The sequence below is a fragment of the Stakelama sediminis genome, from assembly GCF_014199335.1.
GTDB lineage: Bacteria > Pseudomonadota > Alphaproteobacteria > Sphingomonadales > Sphingomonadaceae > Sphingomonas > Sphingomonas sediminis.
This window is the reverse complement of record NZ_JACIJI010000001.1, coordinates 596,986-610,568: the sequence shown is the minus strand read 5'-3', so window position 1 is coordinate 610,568 and position 13,583 is coordinate 596,986. Positions and strand designations below refer to the sequence as shown.

16 protein-coding genes are annotated in these 13,583 nt (G+C 62.7%); 7 read left to right on the top strand and 9 right to left on the bottom strand.

Annotation, left to right across the window (positions count from 1 at the left end; all coding sequences use genetic code 11):
• Positions 1-13 precede the first annotated feature (13 nt).
• Positions 14-409: a hypothetical protein gene (locus tag FHR23_RS03130; protein WP_184001447.1), complete on the bottom strand. Its 396-nt coding sequence runs from the start codon at positions 407-409 to the stop codon at positions 14-16.
• Between the two features lie 508 nt (positions 410-917).
• Here FHR23_RS03130 and argB point away from each other — a divergent pair.
• From argB to FHR23_RS03105, 5 genes are all read left to right on the top strand, one after another.
• Complete coding sequence (gene argB / locus FHR23_RS03125; protein WP_184001446.1) at positions 918-1,817, top strand: acetylglutamate kinase; 900 nt, start codon at positions 918-920, stop codon at positions 1,815-1,817.
• Between the two features lie 64 nt (positions 1,818-1,881).
• Positions 1,882-2,181 carry a YggT family protein gene (locus tag FHR23_RS03120; RefSeq protein ID WP_184001445.1) on the top strand — a complete coding sequence of 100 codons (300 nt, stop codon included), beginning with the start codon at positions 1,882-1,884 and terminating at the stop codon, positions 2,179-2,181.
• Entirely contained in the window at positions 2,178-2,483 is a 306-nt protein-coding gene (locus tag FHR23_RS03115) for a DUF167 domain-containing protein (RefSeq protein WP_343042960.1), read from the top strand. Before FHR23_RS03120 ends, FHR23_RS03115 begins: the two co-directional genes overlap by 4 nt.
• Entirely contained in the window at positions 2,480-3,355 is an 876-nt protein-coding gene (gene folD, locus FHR23_RS03110) for a bifunctional methylenetetrahydrofolate dehydrogenase/methenyltetrahydrofolate cyclohydrolase FolD (protein ID WP_184001444.1), read from the top strand. The genes FHR23_RS03115 and folD overlap by 4 nt, the downstream gene beginning before the upstream one ends.
• 8 nt (positions 3,356-3,363) lie before the next feature.
• Positions 3,364-3,990: a MarC family protein gene (locus FHR23_RS03105; protein ID WP_184002150.1), complete on the top strand. Its 627-nt coding sequence runs from the start codon at positions 3,364-3,366 to the stop codon at positions 3,988-3,990.
• On the opposite strand, the gene FHR23_RS03100 is transcribed toward FHR23_RS03105, so the two are convergent.
• Positions 3,977-5,758: an AcrB/AcrD/AcrF family protein gene (locus tag FHR23_RS03100; protein ID WP_184001443.1), complete on the bottom strand. Its 1,782-nt coding sequence runs from the start codon at positions 5,756-5,758 to the stop codon at positions 3,977-3,979. The genes FHR23_RS03105 and FHR23_RS03100 overlap by 14 nt on opposite strands.
• A gap of 92 nt (positions 5,759-5,850) precedes the next feature.
• Here FHR23_RS03100 and FHR23_RS03095 point away from each other — a divergent pair, with 92 nt between their 5' ends.
• Together FHR23_RS03095 and FHR23_RS03090 are read left to right on the top strand one after the other, a co-directional pair.
• On the top strand, positions 5,851-6,270 hold the full coding sequence (locus tag FHR23_RS03095; protein WP_184002149.1) for a GtrA family protein: 420 nt from the start codon (positions 5,851-5,853) through the stop codon (positions 6,268-6,270).
• 10 nt (positions 6,271-6,280) lie between these two features.
• Positions 6,281-7,009, top strand: coding sequence for a class I SAM-dependent methyltransferase (locus FHR23_RS03090; RefSeq protein WP_184001442.1), 729 nt, complete (start codon positions 6,281-6,283; stop codon positions 7,007-7,009).
• Between the two features lie 150 nt (positions 7,010-7,159).
• Here FHR23_RS03090 and FHR23_RS03085 read toward each other — a convergent pair whose 3' ends face one another.
• From FHR23_RS03085 to FHR23_RS03055, 7 genes are all read right to left on the bottom strand, one after another.
• Positions 7,160-7,519, bottom strand: a complete 360-nt coding sequence (locus FHR23_RS03085) for an SCO4402 family protein (protein WP_184001441.1) — start codon at positions 7,517-7,519, stop codon at positions 7,160-7,162.
• 146 nt (positions 7,520-7,665) lie between these two features.
• On the bottom strand, positions 7,666-8,691 hold the full coding sequence (locus FHR23_RS03080; protein WP_184001440.1) for a glycosyltransferase family 2 protein: 1,026 nt from the start codon (positions 8,689-8,691) through the stop codon (positions 7,666-7,668).
• A 51-nt stretch (positions 8,692-8,742) separates the two neighbouring features.
• A complete protein-coding gene (locus FHR23_RS03075; RefSeq protein WP_184001439.1) occupies positions 8,743-10,272 on the bottom strand; it encodes a methyl-accepting chemotaxis protein in 1,530 nt (509 codons plus the stop codon).
• The gene (locus tag FHR23_RS03070; RefSeq protein ID WP_184001438.1) at positions 10,269-10,586 is read right to left on the bottom strand and encodes a hypothetical protein; all 318 of its coding nucleotides are present in this window, start codon (positions 10,584-10,586) and stop codon (positions 10,269-10,271) included. The genes FHR23_RS03075 and FHR23_RS03070 overlap by 4 nt, the downstream gene beginning before the upstream one ends.
• A gap of 53 nt (positions 10,587-10,639) precedes the next feature.
• Positions 10,640-11,056 carry an acyl-CoA thioesterase gene (locus tag FHR23_RS03065; protein ID WP_184001437.1) on the bottom strand — a complete coding sequence of 139 codons (417 nt, stop codon included), beginning with the start codon at positions 11,054-11,056 and terminating at the stop codon, positions 10,640-10,642.
• A gap of 66 nt (positions 11,057-11,122) precedes the next feature.
• Positions 11,123-13,219, bottom strand: coding sequence for a RelA/SpoT family protein (locus tag FHR23_RS03060; protein ID WP_184001436.1), 2,097 nt, complete (start codon positions 13,217-13,219; stop codon positions 11,123-11,125).
• Positions 13,220-13,268: 49 nt separating this feature from the next.
• Positions 13,269-13,568, bottom strand: coding sequence for a CC_3452 family protein (locus FHR23_RS03055; protein ID WP_184001435.1), 300 nt, complete (start codon positions 13,566-13,568; stop codon positions 13,269-13,271).
• Between the last annotated feature and the right edge of the window lie 15 nt (positions 13,569-13,583).

Here is a 13,583-nt window from a genome sequence, read left to right as displayed (position 1 = left end):
GCTCGCCTCCTGCTCAATGGAATTCGCGACGGGTCCAGTGGGGGCTATAGCCCCGCCCGACCTTGTAGCAGGCGCGTTGATCGCGATAGCAGGTCACGCCCCGCGCGGGGTACCATTGCCGCGGACGATCCCGGAAATCGCGGTAATGGTCGGGATATTGATAGCGGTCCTGACGCTTGGAAGATGCGGCCACCGCAACGGCACCGATCACCAGCGCGCCTGCCAGTACCGCCGCTGCGGTCTTGCCCTTGTCGCTGTGATGGCGCTTGTCATGATGGGATTTGTTGCGGTCGTGATGGTCGCGATGCTGTCCGGTACCCGCCGGATAGGGCGCGGCCTGTGCCGGAATATAGGCAAAGGAAGCTGCGGCAGCACATGTAACCATGATGCCAAGTCTGGATTCTCGCATAACGTTTCTCCTCGGGCGGGAGTGCGTTTCTGGCCGATGCATATCTGTAGCTGCGGCCGACATGGGTGTCGGTACGCGCTGTTCGACCGTTCGGAACATGCAGGGCCTACACTGTGCTGGTCGGCAGTTTCAGGCATTGAAAACGCCTGCACGACGAGTGGGGGGGCATATCGAGCCGACCAGCACCATTTTGAACTGCGAAAATATTTATACCGAAGATTCCGCTGAGTATCCACGTCAATTAGGAGTGGGTAAGTGCAATCGGCAATAGTCGTACTCATTTCGTTGAGAGCGATAAGTATTTTACTTATAAAGTATCGCATTTTACTTGAAGAACAATTCCGTTCGAATCGCTGCCTGCAAGGACGTATCTGAGCTGTGGTCTACAGGAACTGCCCATATGCGTTGGCATTGGTCTCGTGCCGGTACAGGCTATCGGCATACTGATCGTGCCAGCGGTATTGAAAGGCTTTCACCGATCGGAACGTGCGGTTAAAGCGGCTGTGAAATGACCGAGGAATTTTCCGAAACCGCGATGCTGCAAAAGGCGAAGACGCTGACCGAGGCGCTGCCTTATATGCAGCGCTATGCCGGCAAGACCTTTGTGGTGAAATATGGCGGGCACGCCATGGGCGATCCTGCGCTGGCGCGGAACTTCGCTGAGGATGTGGTGCTGCTGAAGGCGGTCGGCATCAACCCGGTGGTCGTGCATGGCGGCGGGCCGCAGATCGGCGCGATGCTCAGACAGCTTGGCGTCGAAAGCGAATTTATCGACGGGCTGCGCGTTACCGATGCCGAAACCGCGAAGGTCGCGGAAATGGTGCTGTCGGGTGCGATCAACAAGGAAATCGTCGGCTGGATCGGGCAGGCGGGCGGCCGTGCGGTCGGCCTGTCGGGCAAGGACGGCGGCTTCGTCCGCGCTGCCAAGGTACGCCGCACCGCGCGCGATCCCGACAGCAATATCGAACGCATCCTCGATCTCGGCTTTGTCGGAGAGCCGGAGGCGATCGACCGCCGGGTCATCGACACCGTGTCCGCCGCCGGGATGATCCCCGTGGTCGCCCCCATCGGCGTCGGTGCGGACGGCCATACCTATAATATCAACGCCGACACCATGGCGGGCGCGATTGCCGGTGCGCTGGAGGCGGCGCGCCTGTTCCTGCTCACCGACGTTCCGGGCGTGCTCGATAAGGACAAGCAGTTGCTGACCGATCTCGATCCCGCTGCGATTGCCCGGCTGCGGGACGACGGCACGATCACCGGCGGCATGATTCCGAAGCTTGAAACCTGCGTTTCGGCGGTCGAGGCGGGGGTGGACGCCGCCGTCATCCTTGACGGACGCGTGCCGCACGCCATGTTGCTGGAAATCTTCACGACGCGCGGCGCCGGTACGCTGGTCCGCGAATAGGCTGTTCATGGTGCAACGCATACTGTATCAGTTGAGTGACACACTGGTTCTTCGGAGAGTTTGATTGACCTCGATTCTGGAAATTCTGCAGTTTCTGCTGGGCCTGTTATGGTGGGTCATCATCATTCAGGCGGTCCTGTCGTGGCTGATCGCGTTCAACGTCATCAACACCTATAATGATTTCGTGCGCGCCATCTGGAACGCGCTCAACGTGATCACCGAACCGATCTACCGTCCGATTCGGCGGATTTTGCCCGATTTCGGTGCGCTGGACCTGTCGCCGCTGGTCGTGCTGATCCTGATCGCGGTCCTCGACATCATCCTGCGTAACCAGATCGCGGCGAGCATGTCGTACGGGATGTGACGTCGGCTGCATGGGCTGAAACGGACGACGGCATCACGCTGGCCTTGCGGGTGACGCCGCGCAGTTCACGCGAATCCATCGGCCCCGGCACCGATATGTTCGTCGTGCGGCTGCGCGCGCCGCCGGTCGATGGCGCCGCCAACAAGGCGCTGGTCGCCTTTCTCGCCAAAAGTTTCGGGGTCGCAAAGCGCGACGTGACCCTGCTTTCGGGCGAAACCGGGCGGCTGAAACGCGTTGCCGTATCGGGCGACACGCAAGCGCTGGCGTCCGTCGCCGCCAGCCTTTATGGCTCCGAATCATGACGGCACAAATCATCGACGGAAAAGCGTTCGCGCTCGGACTGCGCGCGCGGGTGGGGGAACTGGCGGCGGCATTTCGCGGTTCTGCGGGACGGCCTGCCGGGCTGGCCGTGGTGCTGGTCGGCGACGACCCCGCGTCGAACGTCTATGTCCGGTCAAAGGGCAAGGCGACGATCGCCGCCAATATGGAAAGTTTCGAACATCGCCTGCCCGCCGAAACCAGCCAGGACGATCTGCTGGCGCTGGTGGAGCGGCTCAATGCAGATGATCGCGTCGACGGCATTCTGGTGCAGCTTCCGCTGCCCGCCCATATCGATGCGCAGACGATCATCACCCGGATCAGCCCGGACAAGGATGTCGACGGCTTCCACCCGGTCAATGCCGGTCGGCTGATGACCGGCCTGCCGGGTTTCGTGCCTTGCACGCCGCTGGGCTGCCTGATGCTGCTGGAGGATCAGCTCGGCGATCTTTCGGGGCTGGACGCCGTGGTGATCGGCCGTTCCAACATCGTCGGCAAGCCGATGGCCGCGCTGCTCACCGCCAAAAGCGCCACCGTCACCATCGCCCATTCGCGAACCCGCGACCTGTCGAGCGTGGTGCGGCGTGCGGACATCATCGTCGCGGCGGTGGGCCGGGCCGATTTCGTCAAGGGTGAGTGGATCAAGCCCGGCGCCACCGTCATCGATGTCGGCATTAACCGCACCGATGAAGGACTGGTCGGCGATGTCGATTTCGACGGTGCGGCCTCGGTCGCCGGTGCGATCACGCCGGTGCCGGGCGGGGTGGGGCCGATGACCATCGCCTGCCTGTTGCGCAACACGCTGGTCGCCGCGCATCGCAATGCCGGGGTGGCACTGGAAGAAGGGGCGATCTGACCGGCATGCTGTACGAACTGTTCCTGTCGACCTTCATCACCTTTTTCGTGGTGATCGATCCCATCGGCTGCGCGCCGATCTATGCCGGACTCACCTCCGGCGCATCGGCCACCGCGCGCCGCTCGATGGCGATCCGCGCGGTGGTCGTCTCGACGATCATCATTTTCGTATTCGCGCTGTTCGGGGAACAGTTGCTCCACGCGCTCAGCATCAGCCTCAATGCCTTCCGCATTGCCGGCGGCATCATGCTGTTCCTGATCGCGCTCGAAATGGTGTTCGAAAAGCGCACCCAGCGGCGCGAAGACCGCGCACAGATGGTCATGGAATCGCCGGAGATCGAGGATGTTTCGGTCTTCCCCATGGCGATGCCGATGATCGCCGGTCCCGGCTCGATCGCCAGTGTCATGCTGTTGATGGCCGAGAATCAGGGCATTGAGCGGTCGCTGACCATTTTGGCGGCGGTCGGCGTCATCCTGTTGCTGACGCTTGCCGCGCTGCTGGCCGCCGGGCCGATCATGCGCCTGCTCGGCACCCGGATCGAGGCGGTGATTACCCGCCTGCTCGGCGTGCTGCTCTCCGCCTTCGCCATTCAGTTCGTGATCGACGGCGTTCGCGCCAGCTTTATCGGAGCTTGATCCGGAACGCCCGGAAGGGCGATTTTTTGGGCAGCTTGATCGGCGTCAGGAATTTCGGAACCTTGCCGTGCGCCAGCTGGTCGTAGAACCCGCCCGGTGCACGCGCGCGATAATTAGTCGTCTCCGACATGTTCGGGCAGACCAGCAGCACGGTCGCATGGTGCAGGCGCGCGATCCGGCGGAACCGGTCGGGCGATCCCATGAATGCGAAGTGCACGTCCAGAATGGCGTGCCCGTTGCGGTGATAGGGACCGGCAATCGCGTTCAGATCGGTGGTGTCGATCAGCCGCGGCCCCAGATCGACATGGGTGAACACCGTGGTCCCTGCCGGGATATAGCGGTTGAGCTGCAACAGATACGGCAGGCTGGTGCACCGGGCATTGGCGCGATCGATCGTCCGCACCCGCTTTGACGGCGGATCGACCGGGAACCAGTGCAGCAACATGCCGGTGAAGGAGCCGGAGATCACGATGACGGCGACCGCCGCGCCCACTACCCGCACCACTGCCGAACTGCGGGTCAGGAACCAGGGCACCACGATCCACGCCAGCGCGGTAATGCCGGGCAGCGCCAGCAATTGCGCCGCCGGACCGGCGCGCACCTGCCAGAACAGCATGGCGATGGCGAAGGTCACGAACAGCGTCACCGGCACCCATGCGAGCGAGCGCCGCCGCTTCCAGTCGATCCAGGTCGCGACATAGGTGCCGATCAGGCCGATGGCCGGAATCGCACCGATGGGCAGGATATTGCGCAACGGGAATTTATAGATCGGCTTGGCCTCGCGGACATTGTCCAGCCAGATCCGCATCAGTTCGGGCGATGCCTGTTCGGGGCGGCCCAGACATTGCGGAAACACCTTCGCAAACGCGATGCCGATGGCGACACCCGCCACCGCCGACGCGATCAGCCGCACCGTGCGCGTCGTCGGGTTCCACCATGCCAGCACGTACAGCAGCGCGCCCGCCACCAGCATCACCGACAGCCATACCGGCGTCAGCGCGTCGCATCGCATCGCATGGTTGGCATTGGAGGCAAAGGCGGCGAAGCCGATGCCGCAACCGCCCGCCAGCGACAGCGCATAGACTTTCAGCCGCATGACATCGCCGCGATCCCACACCCAGCGCAGCGTGACGATCGCGCCCGCCATCGCGCAATAGGGCAGCATCTCCAGCCCGATATTAAGCGATACCGCGCAGGACAGCCCGATAATCATCCCGCTGCGGATCTGCCTGTTGTCGGCCAGTCCCGCGACGGTCAGCATCAGCATCGCAAGCTGCCAGTTATGATGGTCGATGCGTTCGGGCATGAACATCACCAGCCCGACCGTGCAGCCCAGCATGAAGGCGATGGCGATCGGCCAGGCATAGCGGGAGATCAGCTGACGCACGGTAAAGGACAGCGCGGCGATCACCACCGACAGGGGGATCAGCGGCGCAATGCCCGCCGCCAGCCGCTCTGCCCAGAAATTGGTGGTGAACATGCGGAAAAACAGGATCAGCCCGGCAATCGGCAGATCAACGATGCGCGACCAGTGGATGTTGAACCCGTTGGGCGGGTCCATCCGATACTGGGTCAGGTCATACCAGCTCTGGCCGTTCAGCCAGGCGCGCACCTGCATCATGCGCATATTGTCGTCGGTATCGCCCAGCGCGAACCAGTAGATATAGGGCCATCGCTGCCAGATATAGAAAGCGGTGATCAGAACCCAGGCGAACAGGCTCCAGCGGAGCCAGTGGCGGTCGACTTCCCGGCGCAGCTCGACTTGCATACGCAATACTTTGTTGGGCAAAACTGCTTTCCTCCAGCGCTTGAGCGCATTAGGGCCGGAACCGGGCAAAGAGCAAGGCTGACGTGCAGGCAATGTTGAAACAGGTGGAGACGCTCAGGGCATCGGGCGTGCTCGGCCAGTTGATCCGTTTCGGGATCGCGGGCGGGATTTCCACGGTGATCTATTCCGCCGTGTACCTGCCGCTGGCATATTATGTGTTTCCGAAAGGGCTGGCGGTGGCCGCCGTGCCGATCGCCTTCGCGGTCGCGGTGGTGTGCGGATTTTTCCTCCACAGCTTCTGGAGCTTTCGCGGCCACGGCACGCGCGACAACAGCGGCAGGCAGCATCTGAAATTCCTGATCGTTCAGGGGGTTGGGCTGCTGCTCAACGCCGGGTTCACCTGGGTGCTGACCGGCTGGATGCACAGCCCCACCTGGGTGCCGCTGGTCCCGATCGTGACGATCACGCCGCTCGCCACCTTTGCCCTCAACCGCCAATGGGTTTTCGGGTAAGGGGCGTCGTATGGACCGGATCGTTTATGACCGCATGGCGGCGCATGACAGCACGCACTGGTGGTATCGCGCGCGGCGGGAGGTGCTCGCCGATTACCTGACACGCTATGGCGCGCTGCCGAAGGATGCGCGGATTCTGGAAATCGGCTGCGGCACCGGCCACAACCTGCCGATGCTGGCGCGATTCGGCACGGTCGATGCGATTGAGATCGACTCGGCGGCACGCGCCATCGCGGCTCAGCGGCTGGGCAAGCCGGTGGGGTCGGCACCGCTGCCAGTGCTCGACGGGGTGGAGCGCGCGGCCTACGATCTGATCGCGGTGCTCGACGTGGTCGAACATATCGACGATGACGTCGCCGCCCTGCGCGCGATGGCAGAGTGCCTGAAGCCGGGGGGAAAGATCCTCATCACCGTGCCCGCGCATCCATGGATGTGGAGCGCGCACGACGTCGTCAACCACCATCACCGCCGCTATTCCAAACGCACGCTGGGCAGGGCGATTGCCGATGCCGGGCTGCGCCACAACGGCCTGCGCTGGTTCAACTCGCTGCTGTTCCCCGCCGCCGTCGCCGCGCGCATCGCGGGCAAGCTGACCGGCAAGGACGACAGTGACGACTCGCCGCCCGCAAAGCCGCTCAACACCGCGTTTCAGGCGATCTTCGGCCTCGAACGCCACCTCGTCGGCCGCCTCCCGCTACCCCCCGGCCTGTCGCTCATTACGCTGGCGTCAAAGGGGTAGGGGAAGCCAAGCGACCTGCCCATCCGACCTGCTTGCGCAGGTGGTAATTCAGAGCAGGCGAACAAACGCCGAAACCACAAACGTCCAGTTTCGGGTAGCACTGCTCGTCGCATCGAGCGACGGGAATGTCGGGGATTGCTGCCATCGTGGTCAAGCGGCGAGTACCTCCTGCGCTGCACGGGCGGACGTAGTTACGTTCACCCACAAGCGATGTACAACGAAGTCGTCATCACTCTTGTCGCCTACAACCTTTAACATAGCGTCCAAAGCCTGCTTCACAGCACCGACAGCCGCGACCTCCTGTGGATCGAAGAAAACAACGCCAACGTCACCCTTATCAAAATCATGGTCATCGAAGAAAAAGTGGAACACCTCGTCTATTCCTGATGAGAGACCCTCCTGACGCTCTTGCTGCCAAATCGCGCGAGGGTCATCAGCGGCCAACTCACTGAGATAGCTTCTAAGCTCTTCTCGAAGCTGAGGTGCGGCTAAAGGCGAAACCTTGTCCATAGCCGCATCGTGCCGCCAACTTCGGGTGACTGCAATATTGTCGGAAGCGGATTGTCCGCTTCTGTACCCAACTCGCGAAAAACTGCCGTGGCGACAGTATGCCGAATTCGCCGACGCGATCTGATCCGCACCGGCTCGCCCGCGCGTCAGTTCGCGGGCAAATCTTCCTGATCGACATCGCCCGGCGCGAAGGCGTGGCTCTGTCCGGCGCGATAGCCCAGCGTCGATTGCCCCTTCACCGGTCCCGCCACATCCTGCACTAAATAGAGCGGGCGGCGTTTCGATTCGACGTATAGCCGCCCCAGATATTCGCCGATCATGCCCAGCACGAACATCTGCACCGCGCCCAGCACGACGACCACCAGCATGGTGGAGGTCCAGCCCTGCACCGTCGATCCCGTCACCCAGGCAAAGGCGATATACAGCACCAGCAGCAGCGACAGCCCGGTCAGCACCAGCCCGAAATGGCTGGCGAAACGCAGCGGCGCGGTCGAAAATCCGGTCACGGCGTCCAGCGCGAAGCGAATCATCTTCGCCAGCGGATATTTGGTCTCGCCCGCATGGCGCTCGGCCCGGTCATAGGCGAACGGCACCTGCCGGAAGCCTATCCATGCGACCATGCCGCGAATGAAGCGCGCCTGTTCGGGCAGGGACAGCAGCGCATCCAGCGAGCGCCGGCTCATCAGCCGGAAATCGCCGGTATCGAGCGGGATCGGCGTATCCGTCACCCGGTCGAGCACGCGGTAGAACAGGGCCGCGGTCAGCTTCTTGAAAATCGTCTCGCCCGCGCGTTTGCGCCGCACGGCATAGACCACATCGGCCTCCTGCTCGCGCATCGTCCTACGCATGTCGGTCAGCAGTTCGGGCGGATCCTGCAAATCCGCGTCGATGATCAGGATTTCCTCGCCCGCGCACAGGTCCAGCCCGGCGGTCAGGGCAAGCTGATGCCCGTGATTGCGCGACAGGTTGATCGCGACCAGATGCGGGTCGGCTGCCGCCAGCCGCTGCATGACCGGCCAGCTTCCGTCGCGCGATCCGTCGTTGATGAAAACGATCTCATAGTCCTCGCCCACCGCATCGCGCGCGGCGGCGGAAACCCGGGCGTGGAGGGTGTCGAGACAGCGTTCCTCATTGTAACAGGGAACGACGACGGAAAGACGCGGACGTTGCATGACCGCGCTGTTTAGCGTCGGGATTGACCGCCGTCATCCAATAAGGCGCGTTTAACCCGCTTTCAGGGTGCCGACGAACCCGCGCGTTGCCTGTTTCAGCCGTTCCGCGCTTTCCGACAGCCCGGTGGCCGACGCCATGACGGTATCGGACAGTTTTTCCGTATCGGATGCGACGATTGCAACTTCGGTCATCTGATGCTCGATCAGTTCGGTTCCGTTGGCGGTGTCCTGCGCCGTCGCTTCGATCAGCGCCGCCGTTTCGCGTTGCCGCGCAATCGCTGCCTCGATCATGTCGGCGGTTCCGGCGAGCTTGCCCACCATGTCGACAATTTCATTCAGGGTGACGAACACGTCTTCCGCGCCCTGTTCGACGGTCTGGGCGAGATCGCGAATCTTGCCCGTTGCGCTTCCCGACTGTCCGGCGAGCTGTTTGATTTCGGACGCCACCACGGCAAAGCCCCGACCGACTTCTCCGGCGCGCGCAGCCTCGATCGTGGCGTTGAGCGCTAGCAGGTTGGTGCGTCCGGCAATCGCCTCGATCGAATCGGCGAATCGGGTGATCGCCGCGGTGCGGTCGCGCAGCGCGTCCATCGCGCCGTTGCTGTTGGCCGACCGGCTGCGCGCCACATCGCCCAGCCGCGCCTGTTCGCCGATGCTGCCCGCAATCGTGGCGACGGAAATGCTCAGTTCCTCCAGCCGCTGGGCCAGCGATTTCGCCGCGACGGAGGACTGGCTGGCCGCTTCGGCCGATACCAGCGTTTCCTTGCTGGCTCGCCTTGCCAGATCGTTCAGTGCCCTTGCGGATTTGCTCATGCCGGTGGCGGCGGTGGTGAATTCCTCGACAATAGCCGCGACCGAGGCTTCGAAGCTGTCGGCGAGTTTCAGCATATCGGCGCGCCGCCGCTCGGCCTCGCCGGAACGGATCGCATCGCGCTCGGAACGCTCTTCTGCGGCACGTTTTTCGGCGGCGCGCTGTGCCTTCAGCGCGGTTTCGGCCTCGATCCGCTGGTCATCCGCCTGACGGGCCAGCGTTTCACTGACGCTGCGTGCGGTCGCAAGCGAGGTGATCAGATCGCGCAACCGGACGGACAGATAGCCCAATACCGCACATTGCAGAATGACCGCTGCCGCATGAAACACCACGCGGCCCAGCGTGCCGCCGCCGGTAAACACCCATTCCGGCGCCATATAGTCGAGGATCAGGTGATGGGCCGCGATCAGTCCGGATGCCAGCACGATCGGCCGCCAGTCGTACATCAGCGTCAGCGCCGCCAGCGCCACCATGAAATAAAGGTGCGTATCGAGCTGCCATGTCCGCCCGGCCATCATATAGACGGCAAGCGCGGGCATCGCGGCGGCAAGCGTGCCGACCACCATCCGCGCGGTCAGGTCGTATCGTCCCCGCCATGCCATCCATGCGGGTGCGACATTGACGGCAAAGCCGATCAGCAGAATGTCACGCGCGGTCGGTACTTTCAGGATGATCGCGATCAGCCAGATACCCAGCGCAGAGGCGACGCCCGCGGTCGACAATATCTGCACGCCGCGACGCTGAAGCGTGTCCAGTTCGGTAACATTCATGCGGTTGTTCCTGCAGCAAAGCATCCCGCCGGCGGTGCGGCGATGATCAGGACCGGAAGGCCGGATGTGGCGCGGCGCATGGCGGCATAGTCGGCGTTGACGACCATCGAACCGCGCAACGGGCCGGGACCGATCAACAGGGCGTCGCCATCGATCGCCCGACGCGTCAGCGCCGTTGCCGCGCTGTGGTCCAGCGGCAGCAGGATCATCTTGCCATGCGTCGGCGGATCGAAAGCGAGTACCAGCAGGCCGCCGAGTATAACGGCAACCTGCAGCGCTATGATTGCGTGCCCGCTCTTCCAGAATGCGTACATTGCGTAATCTTGTACGCGCTATTGGTTAAAGCAGGGTTAGGGAGTTTCCGAAATCAGTCGCGGTGCAGAAAGCGCTCGGCCAGGTCTTTCGCGATCCGGCGCGGGCGCTGGGTGGCGGTATCGAGCGCGCACCAGGTGCTTTCGACTTCGGCCAGCACCTCTTCGCCGCGCTTGATCATCGTGCTGAAAAAGGCGCGCGCGCCCTCCACCCTGCGGGCAACGACAGTGGCGATGATGTCGTCTTCCAGAAAGGCCGGGCGGCGATAGGTGATTTCGTGCTTCAGCGCGACCCAAAGGTGATGCGCCACCGCTTCCGACGGCGCGACCTTGCGCCAATATGCGACGACCGCGTCCTGCACCCAGTTCAGATAGACCGCATTATTCACATGCCCCATAAAGTCGATGTCATCGGGGGCGACATGCAAGGGATGGCGATGGGCAGGGGCGGGCAATGATTCCATAGCGACCATTCTACAGGGTACTGACACGGGTGTCGATAACCCCAGGCGGTGAATTGCCGTTTATGGGTTTACGGCCTAAATCCGTTCCGCCGATTCCACCGATTCCGCCGCGCGCAACGAAGCCAGAATCTTCATCAGGTGGCTGGCGTCGCGCACTTCCAGATCGATGGTGTTGAGGTGGAAGGTGGTGTCGCGATTGTCCAGTCGTAGCTCCAGAATATTGGCGCGATGCGTGCCCAGGATGGTCGCGATTACACCCAGCGCGCCGGGTTCGTTTTTCAGGTTGACCGCGATCCGCGCCACCCCGCCTTCCGCCGTGTCGCCCCAGGCAAGGTCGACCCATCGCTCATTTTCCTCGGCGTTCAGCGTGTCGCAACTGATCGTATGCACCTCGATCGCGTCGCCGGGCCGCCGCACGCCGACGATCCGGTCGCCGGGGACGGGGTGGCAGCATTCAGCCAGGCGATAGGCAACGCCCGGTGTCAGCCCCTTGATGGTGATCGCTTCCTGTTGCGGGGGCAGCAGCATTTCCGCCTCCGCGCTTTCGGAAATGCCGGGCATCAGCGCTTCTGCGACCTGCACATCGGTAAGCTGCTGGCGACCGATGGCTTCCATCAGCGCGCGCTCATCGGAAAGGTTGAGGCGTTTCAGCGCATCGGCAAGCGCGTCGTCGCCGATGGTGACCGGCATCCGGCTGACGATTTCGTCGTAAAGCTTGGCACCGATACTGGCCATCTCATCGCGTTCCTTGTGGCGCAGATGGCGGCGGATCGATGCGCGCGCCTTGCCGGTAATCGCGAAGTTCAGCCAGTTGGCCTGGGGCTGCTGCCCCTTGGAGCGCAGAATCTGTACCTGTGCGCCGTTCTGGATTTCGGTTCTGAGCGGTGCCACCCGACCGTCGATCTTCGCCCCCACCGCCTGATCGCCCAGATCGGTGTGGACGGCATAGGCAAAGTCGATCGGCGTCGCGCCCTTGGGAAGCTGGATCAGTTCACCCGCAGGCGTGAAGGCGAATATCCGGTCCTGATACATCGCCATGCGGGTATGTTCGAGCAGTTCCTCCGGGCTTTCGGCATTGTCGAGAATCTCGACAAGATCGCGAATCCACCGGACCTGCGTATCGGGGCGCACCGACGACTGTTTATAGGCCCAGTGCGCGGCGATGCCGTATTCGGCCTGGGCATGCATGTCGTGCGTGCGAATCTGGATTTCGACGCGCTGATTGTCGGCCAGCATGACCGTGGTGTGCAGCGAGCGATAGCCGTTGCGCTTCGGCGTGGAGATATAATCCTTGAACCGGCCCGGCACCATCGGCCAGCGGCGATGAATGATGCCCAGCGTGCGATAACATTCCTCTTCCGTGTCGACGAGCACGCGAAACGCCATCACATCGGACATTTTCTCCATGCTGACATGACGTTCGGTGGTTTTGCGCCAGATCGAATAGGGATGCTTTTGCCGTCCGGAAATCTCGCACGGGATGCCGGAGCGCTCGACCAGCCGTTTCAGGTCCGCCGAAATTTCCGCGATTCGGTCGCCGCCGCCTTCCTCGCGCAGGGTTTCCAGCCGACGGGTAATCGATTCATACGCTTCGGGTTCCAGCTCGCGAAACGCCAGCGTCTGCATCTCGCGCATGAATTCGTACATGCCGATGCGCTCGGCCAGCGGCGCGTAGATGTCCATCGTCTCGCGCGCGATGCGGCGGCGCTTTTCCTCCTTCTTGATGAAGTGCAGCGTGCGCATATTGTGCAACCGGTCCGCCAGCTTGACCAGCAGCACGCGGATATCGTCCGACATGGCGAGCAGGAATTTGCGCAGATTTTCCGCCGCGCGCTCGTTTTCGGACTGGGCATCGATCTTCGACAGCTTGGTCACGCCGTCGACCATGCGTGCCACCGACGGGCCGAATTTGGAGAGGATTTCTTCCGGTGTCGCGACCGTATCCTCGATCGTGTCGTGCAGGATCGCGGTTGCGATCGTTTCGTCGTCGAGGCGCAGATCGGTCAGGATGCCGGCAACCTCGATCGGGTGGCTGAAATACGGATCGCCGGATGCGCGTTTCTGGCTGCCATGCGCCTGCATCGAAAAGACATAGGCACGGTTGAGCAGGCCTTCATCGGCCTCCGGATCGTAGTCCAGGACCCGATCGACAAGTTCATATTGACGCAGCACAGTGCCTAGATGGGGCCGAACAGTGCTGCTTTGCAATATATTCCGTGCGTTATCGTGCGTGCGCGTTGCACGATTTCAACTGTTTGTCGTCGAACGGCTTGCCGTCAGCCTCAAAAGCGTTGAGCGTACCGATCTTGCGCGCGGCGAGGCGGCACATCACCTGATCGCTGCTGCCGCTTTCGGGCGCGGTGCATGCGCCGTCGGCGCAGGACCAGATGGTCGTGCGCGTGATGAATTGCGCATCTTTCGGCTGGCCGGCCGGGGTTGCGCGATAATAGCTGCCACCTGCGGCAAGGGCGGGCGTAGCGGCGGCGGTCAGCAAGAGCGGCAGGGCGAGAAATTTCAGCATGACATTTCTTTCGTC